The organism is uncultured Paraglaciecola sp. (assembly GCF_963977085.1).
Lineage (GTDB): Bacteria > Pseudomonadota > Gammaproteobacteria > Enterobacterales > Alteromonadaceae > Paraglaciecola.
Map to the genome: position 1 here is coordinate 58,226 of NZ_CAXBNC010000011.1, position 18,409 is coordinate 76,634.

The 18,409-nt window shown below is 40.5% G+C and carries 11 protein-coding genes; 7 read left to right on the forward strand and 4 right to left on the reverse strand.

Features of this window, described 5'->3' with window-relative positions:
* Positions 1 to 659 precede the first annotated feature (659 nt).
* Entirely contained in the window at positions 660 to 1,382 is a 723-nt protein-coding gene (locus AAC000_RS13720) for a PEP-CTERM sorting domain-containing protein (RefSeq protein WP_339723358.1), read from the forward strand.
* Positions 1,383 to 1,478: 96 nt separating this feature from the next.
* Positions 1,479 to 5,858, forward strand: a complete 4,380-nt coding sequence (locus tag AAC000_RS13725; RefSeq protein WP_339723359.1) for a family 16 glycosylhydrolase — start codon at positions 1,479 to 1,481, stop codon at positions 5,856 to 5,858.
* A gap of 62 nt (positions 5,859 to 5,920) precedes the next feature.
* On the opposite strand, the gene AAC000_RS13730 is transcribed toward AAC000_RS13725, so the two are convergent.
* Positions 5,921 to 6,823 carry a hypothetical protein gene (locus AAC000_RS13730; protein ID WP_339723360.1) on the reverse strand — a complete coding sequence of 301 codons (903 nt, stop codon included), beginning with the start codon at positions 6,821 to 6,823 and terminating at the stop codon, positions 5,921 to 5,923.
* 279 nt (positions 6,824 to 7,102) lie between these two features.
* On the opposite strand from AAC000_RS13730, the gene AAC000_RS13735 reads away from it, so the two are divergent.
* A complete protein-coding gene (locus tag AAC000_RS13735; RefSeq protein ID WP_339723361.1) occupies positions 7,103 to 7,642 on the forward strand; it encodes a manganese efflux pump MntP family protein in 540 nt (179 codons plus the stop codon).
* Positions 7,643 to 7,650: 8 nt separating this feature from the next.
* Here AAC000_RS13735 and AAC000_RS13740 read toward each other — a convergent pair whose 3' ends face one another.
* Positions 7,651 to 8,220, reverse strand: a complete 570-nt coding sequence (locus tag AAC000_RS13740) for an ECF-type sigma factor (RefSeq protein WP_339723362.1) — start codon at positions 8,218 to 8,220, stop codon at positions 7,651 to 7,653.
* A gap of 199 nt (positions 8,221 to 8,419) precedes the next feature.
* On the opposite strand from AAC000_RS13740, the gene AAC000_RS13745 reads away from it, so the two are divergent.
* The 3 genes from AAC000_RS13745 to AAC000_RS13755 all read left to right on the forward strand — a co-directional run bounded on the left by AAC000_RS13745 (position 8,420) and on the right by AAC000_RS13755 (position 13,534).
* A complete protein-coding gene (locus tag AAC000_RS13745; RefSeq protein WP_339723363.1) occupies positions 8,420 to 10,990 on the forward strand; it encodes a serine/threonine-protein kinase in 2,571 nt (856 codons plus the stop codon).
* Positions 10,991 to 11,309: 319 nt separating this feature from the next.
* Positions 11,310 to 12,854 (forward strand): choice-of-anchor Q domain-containing protein, encoded by a 1,545-nt coding sequence (locus AAC000_RS13750; RefSeq protein WP_339723364.1) that lies wholly within the window; start codon positions 11,310 to 11,312, stop codon positions 12,852 to 12,854.
* Complete coding sequence (locus AAC000_RS13755) at positions 12,851 to 13,534, forward strand: hypothetical protein (protein ID WP_339723365.1); 684 nt, start codon at positions 12,851 to 12,853, stop codon at positions 13,532 to 13,534. The genes AAC000_RS13750 and AAC000_RS13755 overlap by 4 nt, the downstream gene beginning before the upstream one ends.
* 63 nt (positions 13,535 to 13,597) lie before the next feature.
* On the opposite strand, the gene AAC000_RS13760 is transcribed toward AAC000_RS13755, so the two are convergent.
* On the reverse strand, positions 13,598 to 14,350 hold the full coding sequence (locus tag AAC000_RS13760) for a sterol desaturase family protein (protein WP_339723366.1): 753 nt from the start codon (positions 14,348 to 14,350) through the stop codon (positions 13,598 to 13,600).
* Between the two features lie 184 nt (positions 14,351 to 14,534).
* Here AAC000_RS13760 and AAC000_RS13765 point away from each other — a divergent pair, with 184 nt between their 5' ends.
* Entirely contained in the window at positions 14,535 to 16,418 is a 1,884-nt protein-coding gene (locus AAC000_RS13765; protein WP_339723367.1) for a winged helix-turn-helix domain-containing protein, read from the forward strand.
* Positions 16,419 to 16,581: 163 nt separating this feature from the next.
* On the opposite strand, the gene AAC000_RS13770 is transcribed toward AAC000_RS13765, so the two are convergent.
* A complete protein-coding gene (locus AAC000_RS13770) occupies positions 16,582 to 18,255 on the reverse strand; it encodes a response regulator (protein ID WP_339723368.1) in 1,674 nt (557 codons plus the stop codon).
* Between the last annotated feature and the right edge of the window lie 154 nt (positions 18,256 to 18,409).

Consider the following 18,409-nt stretch of genomic DNA (forward strand, 5'->3'; position numbering starts at 1 on the left):
CAAGTTTTATCTTGTTGATTTAATTGAATTTAATCTTTTATTGAAAATTATGAATGTTTCTAAGTGAAATTAGTGGGTGTAATTTTTGAGTGTTAAAATTGATTGGTTGCAATCATTTATTTCATTTTGGGAGAGATGAATTTTATTTTTTGTAGAGGGGGAGTGCGACAATTTCATAGGAGATCTGTATTAAAGAGTGCCATAAAATGTATTGTTTTTTTTGGGGGGCACTCTGATATGTTCTCTTTTTTTGCCTAAAACAACCCTAGTATTGATTGCTTTTTAAAACGAGCGTCCGCTTTATCGCGGTAAAAGTCCTTCTCATGCCGCTACAAAATAAACGCCCAAAATTGTAGTCCTTCTTATCTTGCTGAACACCACATTTGAGCGCAAAAGTATGGGCGATTATATGTCAGCAGCATAGGCTAGTGCGTGTTAAATAACTGTTAACCAAATGTGTTATTTGTGACGGTATTTAACATAAGGGGTAGAGCACCTTTCTGGTTACACCTAATGGGTTGCGCCTTTGCGGGTTCTATTAAAACGTCAAATGTCTCGGGTAGCTAACTAAGACTAGCTGGATGTTAAAACTGTCCACCTTGTATACCAATATAACTACACACTATTCGGACGTTATCTAACATATGTATAGGATTAAAATGAAATTAACTACAGGTCTCACTTTGCTAACGCTTTGTTTAGCAAGCGCGAACGCTTTTGGCGGCGCAATAATCAACGGTGATTTTTCTAGTTGTGATTATTCTGGATGGCAAAAAGATACAGATGGTTTTGGTGATGTGTCACTCGGCAATGATTTTGGCATGGTTAATAACGGCGGAAATTGCAGCGCCTCTATTAATGTTGATCATTTTGATCCTGCTGGCGACTTTACAGGCACCGCGATAGATGAGGCGTGGTTTGCGAATACCTTGTTTCAAGAACTAGATTTTAGCGGCGCCGCAGATAGTACGTTTTCATTGGAAATCGATTTTGCTGTGGACAGTGAAATTAACAGTAACGATTTGGGATTTATCGCAGACTATTTTTTGATCGGCCTAAATGACGGTGCAGGAAATTATTACGACCAAACCGGCGGCTTAGGTTTTTTGTACGCACCTGCAGAGATTGATGGTGCATTTAGCCAAGTGCTTACTTTTGAATTAGACAATTCGTTTGTAAACCAAGTTGGATGGTTCTTAGATTTTCAATTGAATCTAGGAGTAGACGATTTAGGTTTTACCGATGCTTTTGGATCGACCTTGTTACTTAACAGTGTGTCTTTGACCGAAAATAAAATACTAAGTGATGTACCAGAACCGGCTGCGCTCAGCCTATTGTCCTTAGGTTTACTTGGTTTGTATGTTCGCAAAAAACGCAGTTAACTCACGCTTTTTCATGACGAGTCAGTGTTAGTCGCAGTTTCAATCGCGGCTTGATTTTTGTCCAAAATTAGACATTTACCTTTTACCGGGAAAATTATGAAACATTTAAAACTCATAAAAGGGGCCTGTTGCGCCCTGATGATGTTGTCTTCTGAATACGCATTTGCGGGCTGGGAAGACGTGCATAACAACGTGGATATTACCCAAACAAGAGCGGCATTAGATAGAGTCAACCGTGTTTATTTTACTTATATCACGGTTAAAAATAACAGCTCTGAAGCTATTGATGGGCCATTTCGAGTCCTGATAGAAAACGCAACGTTACCAGTGGTTAATTCACAAGGACTCACAGATGGTGGTGTACCTTATCTTGAATTAGACCAAGGGCAACTTATGCCTGGCGAGTCTCATCAGGTTAGAGTTGATTTTGAATTACAACGCAAAAGCCTCAGTTTTACAGCCTCTCTACAAAATGACGTTGCAGGTTGGGAGCTGGTTTGGAGTGATGAATTTGATGGCACTGAAATTGACACCACAAAATGGTCACATGAAATTAATTGTGATGGTGGTGGTAACAACGAGAAGCAATGTTACACAGACAGTACTGATAATTCTTACGTAGAAAACGGCATCTTAAAGATTGTTGCCAAATCTGAAAGTGGTCAACCATTGCCCTACAGCTCTGCGCGATTACGCACTATCGATAAAGGTGATTGGACCTACGGCCGTTTTGAAATCCGCGCTAAAGCACCCACTGGGCAAGGATCCTGGCCAGCGATTTGGATGTTACCTACAGACTGGGAGTATGGCGGATGGCCACATTCAGGTGAGATAGATATCTTTGAAGCGGTTAATCTAGGGGTGCCACTCAATGAAGGCGGTGTAGAGTCAAACGTGCATGGCACGCTTCATTACGGTGAAAGTTGGCCTAACAATGATCATTCAGGACATAACTATTTATTGCCTAATGGCGCTAACCCGGCAGATGATTTTCATACCTATGCGATTGAATGGGAAGCAGGTGAAATGCGCTGGTATGTTGACGGCGTATTGTATCAAACCCAACAGAAGTCAGAGGTAACCTACAACACTGAAGGTCATCCAGATGGTTTAACCCATCGTGGTTGGTATCGTGAAGATGGCGGCGAATATTTTTGGGATGAATCGCCTTTTGATAAACGCTTCCATATGATTTTGAATTTTGCTGTAGGTGGTGATTGGCCAGCAAACGTTAATCAAGGTGGTATCGACGCTTCTGCATTTGACGGTAACAATAAGTTCGAAGTGGATTATGTACGTGTATATGAATGTTCAGTTAATCCTAGTAATGGAAAAGGCTGCGCAACTGTCACTGATGGTTACCTTGACTCTATTGATGAGGGAGGTACCTTAAATGAAGGCGACGCACCTATCCCTATTCCCCCTTCTGATGGCATTGCTCGAGATTTAGTTATTTTTGACGAAGCCTTCAATGAATCTTGGCCTGCATGGGATTGTTGTGGTGGCACTATTCCTACTATCGAATATGAAGACGGTGACTACTTAAATGTTATTGAGTTTGTGGTTGGCGCGCAACCAACTGTCTTAGGATTTAATACTAACTTTGCCGATGTGCCAAAACCTTATGATGGTACACCTATGTTAGATAATGGTGTCTTGGAATTCGATCTTAAATTAGTCACACCTCCCAACAATGCAGCTGCAGGATGGAACTTAAAAGTTGAACAAGGTGGTGCTGCGACTGAGGTCGTGATCCCTCTTGATACTCCAACGAGTGATTGGCAACATTACAGTGTGCCCTTAAAAACCTTAAGTAATGCCGGCTTAAATCTTAATGGCATTGACGTCATCATGATATTTCCAGACTGGGGGCAGGGCGAAGGTGCGGTGTTCAGAGTGGATAATGTCACTATCTTAGAAGGTGAGGTGGAGATACCCGTTTACACCGACTTAGATCTAGATTTTGAGAGTGATCCTAGTTCGTATAGTTTTAATAACTTTGACGGTGGTGTTTCTACGGTAATCCCTAACCCTGATACTTCGGGAATAAATAGCAGTTCGCAAATAGTGAAAATGCAAAAGTTCGCAGGTCAATCCTGGGGAGGCACAGCTGTTCGTCTTGAAGAATTGCTTACTGTTGCAGAGGGCTCTGTATTTAGTATGAAAGTTTGGGCGGATCGAGAAGTGGCAGTCTTGTTTAAGCTTGAAGGCATGGGAGCTGAGCGTTCTGTCACACATAGTGGCACTGGTTGGGAAGAGCTTGAATTCGACTTTAGCGGTCAAAGTGGCGCAGGTGTGCCAGCTGTGACTGTTATTTTTGACTTAGGCATTCAAGGTGGAGCCGGTGATGACCCTGCTAATTGGACATTCTACTATGACGATATCAAGCTAGTGGAAAATGACGGTGGTGACGGTGGTGACGGTGGTGACGGTGGTGACGGTGGTGACGGTGGTGACGGTGGTGACGGCGGTGACGATGGTCAGCCCGGCGCTGGTGATGAATTAGTTACTAATGGTTCGTTCGACAATAATGGCGCAGGCTGGAATGGGGTGGTGAATGTTGTTCAAGAAGAAGGCAATAACGTTTACAGGGTAGATATCGCCACTGCAGGTAACCCTTGGGATGTGAACTTAAGCCAGCCAATGTCACTTGTACAAGACGCTACTTACGTATTGACATTCAAAGCTAAAACCACAACCCAGCGCACCATTCTTGCTGGTCTTGGACTGAATTATGCGCCTTGGACTAACCTTGTAGAAACAGTCACTTTGACTGACGAATGGCAAACCTTTAGCTACACCATGACCTTATCAGGATTTGGCGACGAAAATAGTCGTGTTTTTTTTGACTTAGGCGGAGAAGCTGGCGTGGTCTATCTCGACGATGTCAGTGTTACCCGTCAAGACAGCAGTGGGGGGCCTATTGTAGAAGATTCCTTTGCATTGATTTCATCTACTGGGGTAAGCGATATTGATTTTGCACCTGACACTGTGGGTGAATGGAGTACTGGCACAACTATTCAAAGTGATGTGATCTTTGACGGTTTACTTGGCTGGGAATTGACTTCTAGCTCTAACTCAGCTGCCTCTGGAAACTGGGGAACAGTGTTAGCATTTGCAAACGGTATTAATGGCGACTTTAGTCTGTTCAACCGAATTGAGCTAAAAGTCGCAACAACAGGCACTTATTCTGGTGGATACAAAATTGCAATCTCTGGAAATGGTGTGAATAAGGAGTTTAGCCTACCCGTAAACGAAGCTATCAGTACTTGGCAAACCGTCTCCTTAGACACCGCTAAACTTGGCATTAACCTCTCTGTCATTGATTGGATTGCGGTTTACGGTATTGGCGGACAACCTGGTGTGTCTACTATAAACGTGACTGATTTTAGTTTACTTAATGACGGTACTACTGAGTTTGACAGCAGCACTGAAGATGATTTTGTGTTTATTTCGTCAGACGAAGCTGTCACTACTGACTTGGTTGTTGATGGCGATAATTTTAGTGATGTGGGGAACGTGATCTTTGGTGAATGGAGCACAGGTACAATTATCTCTGACACCACCTATGATGGTTTAGAGGGTATTCAACTCAGTGCCAATGGTTCTTGGGGCGCAGTGTTAGCGCTGCAAGGTGATATTTCTGATGGCGCTAACATTGATAACTATGATGTGGACTTATCTCAGTACACCAATATCAAGATGAAAGTTGCATCAGAGGGAGCGTTTGAACGTTATGCTTTGTCAATTGTGTCAAAAATTGGCGATAACGAAGTATCCCAAGAAGTAGGGTTCAACTTGGCTGACCCCTCGCAATGGAACCAGATTGATATTGATCTTGGCATGTATGGCATTGATTTATCCAATGTCAGTCAAATAGCTTTATTTGGTGTGTATCAAGGTGGGTCTGCTGCTCAGAATATTTATATCACTGACTTGATTGCCTACGATACGGGCAAAGTGACGCCAACCAAAGACAGCTCTGATGATAAATTTGTATTCTTCTCTTCTACTGGTGAAGAGACCGATATGATTTTTGATGATGATAATTATGCCCATAACGGCAATATGACCATCAACGACTGGTCCACCGGTACGTCATTCGCTTCTGATGTAAGCTACAGTGGTTTAAGTGCATTTGAACTCACACGTGGTGGCGGTTGGGGGGCAGTATTGGCCTTAATGGGTGACATTCATGGTGGTGTACTGGAATATGACATTGATGTGGCGGCCTACAACACCCTGAATTTTAAAATTGCATCGCTAGGGGCATTTTCAGAATTCACACTCGACTTTATAGTAGACGGTTCTGAGTTTAAGGTGCCATTGTCAGTGAACAGTGATTGGACAGATGTCAGTATTAATCTTGCCGATATTCCCATTAACTTTTCTAAGTTAACCCAAATCGCTATATTTGGTGTGGGTGGCGCAGCCGGTGATAAGATTTATCTGACGGATTACAATCTGTCTAAGTAAGCTGCCCGTAAATCCAATAAGAAAAGCCCAAGTTGTTATGTGACTTGGGCTTTTTATTCACTTTATTCTTTAGAAAGCGATCGTTCGGGTAGGGTTTTTGGGGAAATCCAGAAATGCTCTTTTATTGCTAACATCTCATTTGGTAATAACGGGTTATGTAATTCAATAATTCTGCGACTAGGTAAATCCAAACGTTCAAATAATGCTTTAAAATGACGTTCAAACAACCTATCAAAGGAGCCATCGGCTTTCGCCTTATGTAGTCCATCTGTCAAAACTTTAGCCAATTCAACATTGTCTTTAGCGACATAAAAAACATAGGCTGATTTGTATAGAATGAGCAGGTGCGGATCTCGAACAATATTCATACCCCTATATTCACGCTGTTCCATTTCGATCTCAATGACTGCACGTGGGTAAAAGTCAAATCGGTCTAGTACTAACATCTCAGCAAGGGCTCTGGGGCTGGCACCTGATGTGATAGTAAAACCATTCTCTTTAAATATTTTGTAATCAGACCAATTGAGACGTTGTCCGGGATTATATTGCCGTAACTCAGCTAGGGTAGTCACATCAGCAAAAATCTGTTGTTTAGCTTGTGTTACTAACGCTAAACGCCAGCCAATTAAACCTTTATAGATAGGGACTTTTACAGGAAGATATAAATCAAAACGCTCTTTAGTGGCACTGCCCCAGACTATGTCGATGCCTTGATGTTTATCCATTATTCGAAATGCGCGAGCGCCGGGTATCCAACGTGGATAACGTGAAATCAAGATATCTGCTTTTTGGTACGACAGTATTTGGGCTAAGAGTGCGTCTTCAAATCCCTCTAAATCAAGTCCAAAACTAACCAGTTTCGTTGTTGTTTTTGGGGATATCTCTTTGTTTTCGTTAGTGTTAGCAACAGTTGAAAACACAATAAGTATTAAAATAACAACGCCGATTATGTTTTTTCTGAACATCTAACCTTCCAATGCAAAATAACCACTAATGGGAACACTTTAGTAGAGTAATTCAGTAGTGCTAAGAAGCAAAGAATTTTTACCTTGCACTAGAGTATGGTAGCCATAGCAATGTTGATAGGGCGACTGAGTTCAGACGTGTGTTGACTTAAAAATGGATCAGCAACAGACTAGCAACAATGATTTATTCGTCGAATACTCTGCCTTAATTAATTCAAGAACAATAGGGTATTATGACAAATCAATTTTTTAGCACCGCGTAAATTAGGAACCACAAATTTGATTGATGTATTATTTCTCGCTATTGCTTTGAGTATGGATGCTTTTGCAGTTTCCATCGGTCTAGGAGCTAAACAAAAAACTGATCCAAAAACCTTGGCCTTATTGGCAGCTGTTTATTTTGGTTTGTTTCAAGGATTAATGCCATTGATTGGATATTTGGGTGGAAAAGGCCTACTGGGATGGGTGGCAGAATATGCGCCTATAGTGGCATTTCTGTTGTTAGCTTTAATTGGTGGAAAGATGATTTTTGAGTCTTTTTCTGAAGGCATCGAAGAGGATCTGACAAAGGTAACCCATAGAGTCTTGTTGACCCTTGCCATCGCCACTAGTATTGATGCAATGGCTGCTGGCTTTGCTTTAACCTTACTTAACGCTAATCCATTTGTAGCCTGTTTTATTATTGGCATTACCACATTCTTGTTTAGCTATGTAGGCGTGTATATTGGTGTTAAAAGTGGTACCTGGCTTGAAAGCAAAGCGGAATTTATAGGGGGTGTTGTACTGATTTTGATAGGTATAAAAATGTTATGGGTCTAAGTGAAGGCTTAATTATTCGTTAGGTAGGTTTTCAGTAATGCTCTAGAAAAACGCAACTCGCGATCAATGGTACTAGTGGATAACCCCGTAACTATTGCCATTTCAGCAAAATTTAAACCTGCAAAATATTGTAATTCGATGAGCTGAGCTTTACGGCTGTCTTTTGAGGCCAGCGTCTCGATTGCATCATTCAATGACAACATTTCAATGGATATGCCCGCGGAACTATTGCGATCTTCAATGAAAGTATTGAAGGCAATGTCTTTACCTTCACCTCCCCTTTTAGCTGCCATTTTTGCTTTTGCATGATCGACTAACATACGCCGCATCATTCGCGCTGCCAATGCATAAAAATGTGCGCGATCTTGCCAACCTATATTGACATCCACTAATTTAATGAAAACTTCATTCACTAATGCAGTTGGCTGCAAAGTGTGGTGTGACGATTCGTGACTAAACAAACGACGGGATATTTTTTTTAGTTCCGTATAGATCAAGGGTGATAACTGCTCCAATGCCATTTTATCGCCACTGCCATATTGGTGGAGTAACTGTGTGATGTTGGATCCGTTTTGCATTGTGGCTTAGTCGCAACCGCTAGGTGTAATCATGTTGAACCTACTCTAAACCAGATTACAGTTGATTACGATAAGCCACATTAAACATCTCTCAATGTGCTTATATAAAATTCAAAGGATTTAAAATAGGCTAGAAGCTTTTAACAAAAACGCTTATTATTTGTTCATTGAAGGACTTAATCCAACTTAGTGGGCCAGTATGGACCGCGATACTTTTTCAAAATTACAAAATGCCTTTGAACACGCTATTTCACTGTCAGCTGATTCAAAACAACAATACCTACTAGAGCTTTGTCAATCAGACCCGCAACTTCACAGTGAACTCATTCCATTGTTAGCTAGCGATGAGCATACCCATAACTTTATACATTCAGCGGTTAACGCCACGTTTGAAGATATGCATAAAGACCCCCACCAGTGGATTGGAAAAACTTTTGGTGCATTTAAAGTCACCGCAGAAATTGCCAGCGGCGGAATGGGAGTGGTATTTCTAGGTGAGCGTGACGATGGCCAATTTGAGCAACAAGTGGCTATTAAAGTGTTAAACGGAATTTTAGCTTCTTCGCAAATGCAGCAGGCCTTTGATAACGAAAGACACATTTTTGCCCAAATGCACCACCCTTATATCGCCCAACTGTATGATGGTGGAGCTACAAGTGATGGTATCCCCTATCTAATTATGGAATATATTGAAGGTGAGCCGATTGACGAATATTGTGAAAATAATCAACTTACAATCAAGCAACGTTTAACCTTATTCCAAAAAGTTTGTGAAGCAGTGAGTTATGCCCATCGCAATCTAATTGTGCATAGTGATATCAAGCCTTCCAATATATTAGTCACTTGCTCAGGTATTCCTAAACTATTGGATTTTGGCATAGCTAAAGCTATTAATGCCAACACGGGCAAACAACAAGGCGATATAACCCAAATTGGCAACAGGCCTTTGACCCCAGATTTTGCAAGCCCTGAGCAAAAAAATGGAGAAGCGATTACCACATCGAGCGACATCTATTCGTTAGGCGTATTACTACACTATTTGCTAAGTGGTGGAATGCCTTTTAAAAACCTTGATAGTACCGATCCAAATCAATTGGTTGAACTACCCATCGCGCCTAGTCAAACGTTCAAAAAGAGAAAAAAAGAATCTAAAGAGTTTAGTAGCAGTGACATTAAAAAATTTAATGCACTTAAAGGCGATTTAGATGCCATTGTACTTAAATCACTAAGTGAAGAAAGTGAACGACGATACATTTCTGTGGAAGCCTTGAACGAGGATTTAACCCGATACTTAGAAAATAAGCCCGTTCAGGCTCAAAAAAGTAGCACTATTTATTATCTTAAGAAATACCTCAAACGGCATGCTGCAAGTGTCATTGTGGCAACTATATTTATCGTCACTATCGGAATTTCGTCTTGGTTCGCTGCTTCCCAGCATTTCAAGTATATCTCGCACAAAGACGCCGCTGAGGAATTATCAGATTTTATGTCTGAAATATTTTATAAGGCAGGAAATAATCGAATAACAGTAAAAGAAATTCTTAAAAATGGGGCCGCACTTATTAAGGACAATACGGCGATATCCAATTTAAAAAAAGCCAAGTTTCTCAATGAGATGAGCGAAAGCTACATTAAACTTGGTGAATATGAAATCGCCAATGAATTTCTTGATGAAGCATTAGCACTTCATAAGATGGCAAATGGCACAACTGAAGATAAGATTGAGATCTTATTTCATCTAGGTTTCTTGAAGTCTACTCAGAAAAAATCAACACAAAGTATTGCAGTGCTAAGAGAGGCCGTAGATTTAATCGAGCACTCTCATTATTTTGGTCAAAATATGCATGCGTACGTATTGGATATGCTTGCGGGTGCTTTGTCTGACCTCGGAAAATATGACGAGGCCATTGAGTTATATTTTCAATCTTTAGCTATTCTAGAAAAATACCCCGAAGAAGCCCGCGCTATGGTTATCGCTAAGCATAATTTAGCCATTATTCTGCATTTAAATGGTGAATATTTCAGGGCTTTAGAGTTAGAAAATCAAGTAGCCAAAGACGCGGTGGAGATTTTTGACGAAAAAGATGTGATTTTTTCAGCTATCTATAATTTTATGGGGACTTTAATAATTGATACCTCATTTAACACGCAGAAAGCCCTTAACTTTTTTCAAAAAGCGTTGGATTTCGACGAGGCTTTTTTTGGTCCAGAGCATATTGATGTTGCAATAGATCTTTTTAGTATCGCCAAATTAGAAGTGATGATGGGAGAATTGTCTAGTGCAACTCAAAAAATACAGCGCGCTATTAAGATCAATGAAGAAAAATTGGGCGTTGAGGCTGTGGATGTAGGACATAATTTAGTTTTATTGGCTCAGTTGCAAATATTGGCGGGGCAAATTAACTTGGCAGAGGAGTCACTGGATAGAGCCGATAAAATATATGGTGCTTACTATGTCAATGAAGAACATGAGTCACTTGCAAAAGCGCTTTCTGTGCGAGCAATGTTATATAATGCGCAAGGTTTGACAGATAAGTCTCTGGAGTATTATCAAAAAAGCGATGATTTACTAAGTCGTCTTTTTGATGAAACGCATCCTTTATCTATGGAAAGTTCTCTAGCACTTGCGCTTTTTTATATTCATCAAAACAATAAAAATGCATCTCAGGAATATATTCAAAGAGTGCAATTAATTGATTCAAAAATTGCAATACCCACCAGAATAAAATTAAAGTTACACGAAATTTTAGAAGCACATAATCAACTCTAACTATTCGCAATAACTAAAAATAAAATATTATGTGTATTAAAAACATTCTTTTAAATTCGTGGAATTTTAGCGCGATACAAAGACCTTAATCTGTCATCCCTTCACTAGAAAATGCAGGCGATTACTTCAGAGTTACTCTTCAAAAAAAAACTACGCGAACACACCTAGAAAGTATTGCAAGATTTAAGGTGATAGCGGCCTCAATAAAGACTTTTATTAATTAATTTAAAAAATTTGGGTAAATTTCTAGTTATCTCTCGCTATTAACAATAAGTACTTCACACAGGTACTCATTCATATTGTTATTAAGGAGAAATACATGAAGACTTTTAACCATCATCTAGCTTTTCTCGGCATGAAAGCAGCAATGCGACTCACCATGATTTTTTGTATTTGTTTAGTTAGTTCTTTTGTACAAGGGGCAACTTTTGTGGTTACCAATACTCAATCAACTGGCTCGGGTAGCTTGGCAGAAGCCATTTTTAATAGTCAACTTACTCCAGGTTCGGATACCATTAATTTCGAAAGCAGTGTATTTTCAAGCCCACAAACTATTAGTTTACTTAACATGCAGCTCATCAACGAGAGCCTGATCATTAATGGTCCAGGCAAAGACTTGTTGACGATTAAAACTCTAAATTTTGGCGATCGCGAATTGTTTCATATTGACGTTGCTGCTAGAGCTGCGCACTTGCGACCTGAAGTGGAATTTAACCAACTTACGATAACTATGCTGAGTGGCAAGGTTGTCCCTCGCGCCTTTTTTGTACGCAATGCTAATCTAACCTTAAGTAAGGTTAATTTACTCGGAGATAAACAAACCCTTGAAGATCAAAGCGGTTCCGCTATCGCAATTGTTGCCGGCAATTTAACCTTAACACAGTGCAGGTTAGAAAATTTTAGTGCCCGGTTCCGCGGTGGAGCTGTTTATGCAGATTATTCATCCACTATGCAAAATGCATACTTTATTACTATAAATCAAAGCGCTTTAGTTAATAATATGGTGGTCGGCGGTAAATCAGGCTACTCGTGGCATGGTGGAGCACTTTATGTAATCGCACAATCGCCAAGCAACCAAGTCAATGTACGAATTAATAGCAGTGAATTTAGCCATAATGTAGCCGAGGGTGGAGGTGGAGCAATAGCGGTTAACGCCACCGATCTAGAGATAAATAACAGCACGCTAAGCAATAATCACGCGAGCTTTTGTGGTGGGGCAGTTTTTTTTGACAACGATGCACCACAATTTGGCCGTAGTTTTTACATCACTGGCAGTACCATAACTCAAAACCAGAGTGGTCAGTATGGGGGAGGCGTAATGGCCAGTGACTTCAATCAAAGCATCATTTTATCAAGCTCAGTGGTTGCTACTAACACCGCCCCTATATATCCTGAGATTGCCTTTGGGGATATTACTGCTAGCTACTCGTTAGTTGGAGACAATATTGGTGACAGTAACAATACAAACATTACCGAGCATCGCAGTGCTATAGGTACTGTATTACAAGATATCAATCCTATGTTGTCGCCTTTAGCAAATAATGGTGGTTCAACTCGAACCCATGCTATACAAACAGGTAGTCCACTAATAGATGCTGGTAATGATCATCCATTGCCTTTTTCACCCAATTTTGTTGCTGCAAATTTTGACCAACGCGGCACAGGTTACCCTAGGATCCAAGCAGCAAATCCGGATATGGGTGCCTTTGAATATAGTGCAACGACAAGCTGTAAAAACTGTGATGGGGGAGGCGAAAGTGGTGGAGGCGCTATTTTGTTTTTATTAGTTCCTTTAGCGCTGACCTGTTTCTTGAAAACGTTATTAGCAAACACGCATGAGAATATTAAGGGAGTAAACCTATGAAAGCGTTAGCACTAATATTTATATTGGTTTCATTGGCAACGGGATGTTCGAGTAACCACTATATTGTGGAACCTCAGCTTATCCCGACAAACTCGCCCCCTGTAAATACGGTCTCAGTGGCAAATATAGGTGAAAATATTTTAAATCAGGCGACTTATCACAGGTTTAAGGCTATCCAGCTGCATCAAGAACTTTCTCGAAGATTGGGCTGCTATAACGCCACAGCTGGTTGGTATATTAATGTCTCTTCTGACAATGATTTTGATTATTATAAACCTGCTCCTTCTTCAGGAGAAGGAGCTAGGCTTTATGTTGGTGGTGGACTATGTGTTGGATGGGTAGACGCCATTAAAAGAGAAATTGACACTGGAGACTTATGTTTACGCAACCATTCATTGGTCGACTTATGTGACGATGATGACGACTTTACCCTAACAACCCTAGATTTATTACATAACAACAGTGTGCAAAAGTCCCTGATATACAATGGCATGGTAGGTAACAAAGTCAACTTTGCCTATCGTGAATACGGTAATAACTCTAATGCCACTTATTTTTCAAATAATGTGGAATATGATTTAAATGAATCGAAAATTATTGGCTATAAAGGCGCGCAAATAGAAATATTAGAGGCCACTAACCGCTATTTACAGTTTAGAGTATTAAATCATTTTCAATAGACTGATTTAGAAAGCCGGCGAAACTTACCCTCGCCGGCGGTTTTCCAATTTAAGTTCAACACGTTATCTAGGGGTTGACACATCCTTAAATACTAACATCTCTGGGATGCGAGATGATGCACCATCATAAAAACCTGTTTCTTCTACAAAGTCTTTGGGATTTTTAAAGGTACCAAACAGAATATCGAATATAGGTAAATCAGAATAATTATGGCGATGTACGCCCTTACCATGATGCAGGCTATGACTTTCAGGTCGTTGCAAGATATAACCCAACCACTGAGGCGTTTTGATATTGGTATGTTGAAATACGGCTAAAAAGATTGAGCCATATAGAAAATAACTGGCCGCTGGTGGTGATACGCCAATAATCACCACCAAACTTAAACTGCCCAGCATAGTAAAACCAATCATATCAAGCGGACTAAAATAAAAAGCGCCTAACACATCAACTCGTTCAGCACTGTGATGCATTTGGTGGAATGTACGCCATAGCCATTTTGTTTGATGCATGGCCCGATGCCAAACATAAACTAATAATTCGAATATCAATAATGCCATAAAGGCGCTGGCATAGGGGTTTAGCGACTCGAGATTCAACACTTGATAACTGCTTAAATAATTATCCCAAAGTAACGGCAAATAACCCGACAAAAAGAAGTAAATAACAAAAATGATAAACGCTCGAGGATACCAGCCTTTTGCCTTAGTTTGTTTGCGGCCCGGTACAGTTTGTTCTAATAACAAAAGTGTGCCAATTAGCGCCAGTAAGGTTAACGAAACAGGATCGAATAACATTTCAAGTAAGGTGGGCATTTTATTTTCCTTTTCTAAAACTTGTGTGTATGCGTAGGCTCAGTATGGAGTTTGTTCGATCAGTTACATGAAGATTACATAACGAATGTCTAATATTTAGCTAATTTTTGTAGTAAATTTAGATAGGTTATTAAATATACTCAAAATAGTGCGACTGATTCGAAGACATGAACAAAGGAGTGTTATGAAGTACCAGGTTGCCAAATTTGAAATTGATACTGAACAGTTTCAAATAAGCTGCGCTAATAATGTGCTTGGGGTTGAACCAAAGGTGTTTGACCTGATCGTTTATTTATTAGAGAACCGCCAGCGATTGGTAACACGTGATGAGTTATTTGACCAAGTGTGGTGTGGTCGTGATGTATCTGACACCACCTTAAGTAATCATATTAAAAGTGCCAGAAAAGTATTTGGTGATGATGGTGACCAACAACAAGTCATAAAAACCCTCCGTGGTCGTGGATACCAATTTATCGCTGAAGTTATTACACCGACTGCCCATGAACAAAGTGAATTAGCGATTACCAGAAATGTTGCTTCGAACGACAGCCAACCCATGCAACGTAAAACTATTCATAACCTAGCATTTTTAGTCTTAGCATTATTCACTCTAGCTTTCATAATTTGGCAACTCACTCCAAGTTCGGTAACGTTACTAGAACGCCCTTATATTCTTGTGGTACCTTTTGATATTTCGGGGCCTGAACAGCAAAAATGGCTTCCATTTGCTGAACAAATGACTCGGGAAGTGATCCGCGACTTACGCAAAATATCCAGTCTAAATGTAGTGCCCACCTCATCTGCATTTACTTTTAAACAGAATAAAACTCATGAATTTATTCGAGTTCAGTTGCCCAATGTGCGCTACGTGTTAACCGCCACTATCAATATGGATGAACAAAGCAATCTACGTGTCACCCCAGAGTTAGAAGAGTTGCAAAGCGGAAAATTAATTTGGGATGACGAATTTACAGGTCGCATCGATAACACCACCTTTTTCTCGATTCAAGCCAGCATCGCCACTTCATTGTCGAAGTCCCTTAAAGTGGCGATCCAAGATAAAGAAAAAGCAACTTTAGCCCAATTTCCCACCACTAATTTAAAAGCCTATGAATTATTTGTTGCTGGACAACAGCAACGGGATTTATTGACTCATCAATCTTTAATGAAGGCTGTCGAGTTATTTACTGGAGCCATAACATTGGACCCACAGTTCGAGGCTGCCTATCTGGCTAAGGCCGATACTTACAGGATAATCATGGCCTATTTCGAAAAGCCGGTTGAAGTGCTGCCCTTAGTGATTGATGCAGTGTCTGACGTACTTGCAATCAACGCCAATTCTGCTGAGGCGCGTTCGTCTCTTGGCTTGGCATATGTGTTGGCTTGGCGCTGGCAAGATGCTTGGAGCATGCTTAGTCAGGCACAAAATCTCGATGATAATCTAGTACTCACTGAACTGGGTTTTGCTCTTTATTATTCAGGTATAGGTGATGTTGATGGTGTGCGCAGGTCGTTAGCTAAAGCCAATCAGTTGGACCCACTTAACATTGAACTTGCCGATTGGGGGCATTGGGCGCTGGCTATGGTCGGCGAAATTGATTCTGCAATAAACTGGGCCAACAAACAAATGCAATTGCATCCTGATGTAGGCATGATTTATAGCGGTGCAAGCGTATCTGCATCTTTAGCCGGCGAGCATCAACGTGCTATTGAACTTGCAAAAAAAGGGATTGAACTAGACTCAGAAGCGTCCTACCCCGTCTTGGCGTTAGCACAAGCTTATGGTCACGCAGGACAAATAGATAAAATGGCACCGCTATTAGCTAGGGCAGAAAGTAACACTGGTTATCAATGTCCTTACGAAACTGCGGTGACTTATTTGTTAATGAATAATATCAACGAAACTTTTAGACAGTTTAATGAAGCCGTTAACTACCGTTCAAACTGTTTGGTATTTACCCGAAACGACCCCCGACTTTTAACCATCCGGCAGGATCCTCGTTTTGACTCGCTGTTAATTAGAATTGGTTTGGATGAGCATTCGGTTCGGAAGTATTCGCAGTTTTAAGGCCTTGTTTCTGTGCTGCTTAGATTGGCCTTGAGGCTCTTTGTGAACATATAGAACTTTCAATATTTTTTAAATTAAGTCGACCATAAAAACCCTGTCTATCGCAACAAAAAATAAACGACTAGAAGTTCCTATTAGGTGAGTGATTAACGAATATGATGTTTTAAGAAGGGGCATCATTGTCTTCTTCATTTTTTTGCGCCTCATCGTCAGTAGCCACAAAATAAATGTCCTTTTTCTTGGTGATACGACTGACTATTTCCTCTAAACGTTTTTTATTACCCTCATTTAGATCCCGATTTTGTAGCTCAGCTAAAAATTCTAAAGTGTGCACTTTTTTGTAGGATTGTAGCTCAGCGTCTACTAATCCTTGCAACAAATTGAGACTGAAGGCAAGTTCACGGGGAAACAATAAATAGGCTTGATAAAAGTCGTCAGTGGCGCCAAGATAATCTTTCTTGGTGTATTTTTGCAATCCAACTTTGTTATATTCAAGGGCCTGTGGCCTTCTTTCTCCAATTGCATCTTCGCCTTTAGATATCAGCATGCCCGAGACTGTTTTTTCATTACCGTCTTCGATTTCTTTCAATTTTTCCTGACTAAGTTTTAAAAAGGCTTTGGCCTTTTCCGTATCCCCAGCGTTTCGCCATGCTTGCACCGCATCGGTAATGGTGGATATTTCTGCTTCATGTAATTCAGTCATACCAGGGCGGGCGAGTATTTCATTGGCTTTGGCCACATTACCTTCCATAAATGCGATCATCGCAAACATATAGTCTTTTCTGACGGTCAAACTCGGATCCGAGAGTTTTCTACCTGCCGCTCCAATCAAAAACTTCGCTACTTGCAAATCTGAACTGCGTTGAGATTTAGATCTGAGTTCGGCTTCTCCTATATAACATCGTGCCAGATCAAGGGATATTTCATCATAACGCTCGCGGATAGAACGGTTCGATTCGCGTTTTTTTTCTAGTAAACTAATGGCTTCGTTACCCCGTTCTTGCGCCTGGTAGATATAGGCTTTTAAACGAGCTGCTGGGATAGAAAGTTCACCTTCGCGTATCTTATGCATGTAGTTTTCAGCTTTGTTATACTGATTATTACTCACGCTAATCCGCGCCAACCACTCACAGGCTTTGTCATTAGTGAGTTCTGATTCTGTGAGTTCCCGCAATAAGGTTTCACTTTGTTCAACATAACCGTCTAAAAATAAGTTTTGGATCAAGCCCCACTTGGCCCAAATGACTTTGTCAGATTGTTGCAAAATTTTGCGATAAAGATCCGCCGATTCTGCATAGCGACCTAATTTAGTTAACAGTCTGGCGCGTAACTTAGTTAATGCACTTTTTTTCTTGGGGTGTTCATTTTCTTTAATGAGAAGGTCTAGAAGAACCAAGGCCTGTGGGTAATTATCTTCATCCATCATTTCATATACAGGCATTAAATATTGATGAAGGGCAAGGCAGTTAGAAATATTTTTTACTAAGTTGCGTATGGTATAAGGTTTAACAACCAAAGCTTCCGGATGCACATCCACTATCTGGCCTATAATGAGCGGCAATCGATCTGAAGTAATAAACATCACACAAGTGGAATGGGTGATTTTTTTCATCTTTTGTAAGTCTTGAACAACTTCTACGCCGTTTTTGTTTTGTCCAAGGTGAAAGTCCATCAACAAAAGGTCTAACCTTTGACTTTTTAAATTAGTTTTTAATTCTCGGCCATTGCTGAAGCAGCTAATTTGGGTAAACCCCATATCCAATAAATGGTTGCGGATGTTGGTGCGCGCCATGCCATTGTCTTCCACAACGGCGACTTTAACTTTAGAAAGTGACATACGACAGGACTATTTTTCTACACATGAGCAGCAGCATAGCAGGCAAAAGAGATAAAAATAATCAATTTTTTAACTCAATATTTAGGGACCCATTTGCAGTTGTGTTGCCAAGCTGTATAGCTAACGAAACAGTGAGGCATAAACTAAAATGTTT

Excerpts from the sequence above, each read along its gene's own strand:
- AAC000_RS13755 (WP_339723365.1), top strand. The coding sequence starts at position 12,851 with ATGAAAGCGTTAGCACTAATATTTATATTGGTTTCATTGGCAACGGGA.
- AAC000_RS13730 (WP_339723360.1), bottom strand. The coding sequence starts at position 6,823 with ATGTTCAGAAAAAACATAATCGGCGTTGTTATTTTAATACTTATTGTG.
- AAC000_RS13740 (WP_339723362.1), bottom strand. The coding sequence starts at position 8,220 with ATGCAAAACGGATCCAACATCACACAGTTACTCCACCAATATGGCAGT.
- AAC000_RS13760 (WP_339723366.1), bottom strand. The coding sequence starts at position 14,350 with ATGCCCACCTTACTTGAAATGTTATTCGATCCTGTTTCGTTAACCTTA.
- AAC000_RS13720 (WP_339723358.1), top strand. The coding sequence starts at position 660 with ATGAAATTAACTACAGGTCTCACTTTGCTAACGCTTTGTTTAGCAAGC.
- AAC000_RS13765 (WP_339723367.1), top strand. The coding sequence starts at position 14,535 with ATGAAGTACCAGGTTGCCAAATTTGAAATTGATACTGAACAGTTTCAA.
- AAC000_RS13750 (WP_339723364.1), top strand. The coding sequence starts at position 11,310 with ATGAAGACTTTTAACCATCATCTAGCTTTTCTCGGCATGAAAGCAGCA.
- AAC000_RS13745 (WP_339723363.1), top strand. The coding sequence starts at position 8,420 with ATGGACCGCGATACTTTTTCAAAATTACAAAATGCCTTTGAACACGCT.
- AAC000_RS13770 (WP_339723368.1), bottom strand. The coding sequence starts at position 18,255 with ATGTCACTTTCTAAAGTTAAAGTCGCCGTTGTGGAAGACAATGGCATG.
- AAC000_RS13725 (WP_339723359.1), top strand. The coding sequence starts at position 1,479 with ATGAAACATTTAAAACTCATAAAAGGGGCCTGTTGCGCCCTGATGATG.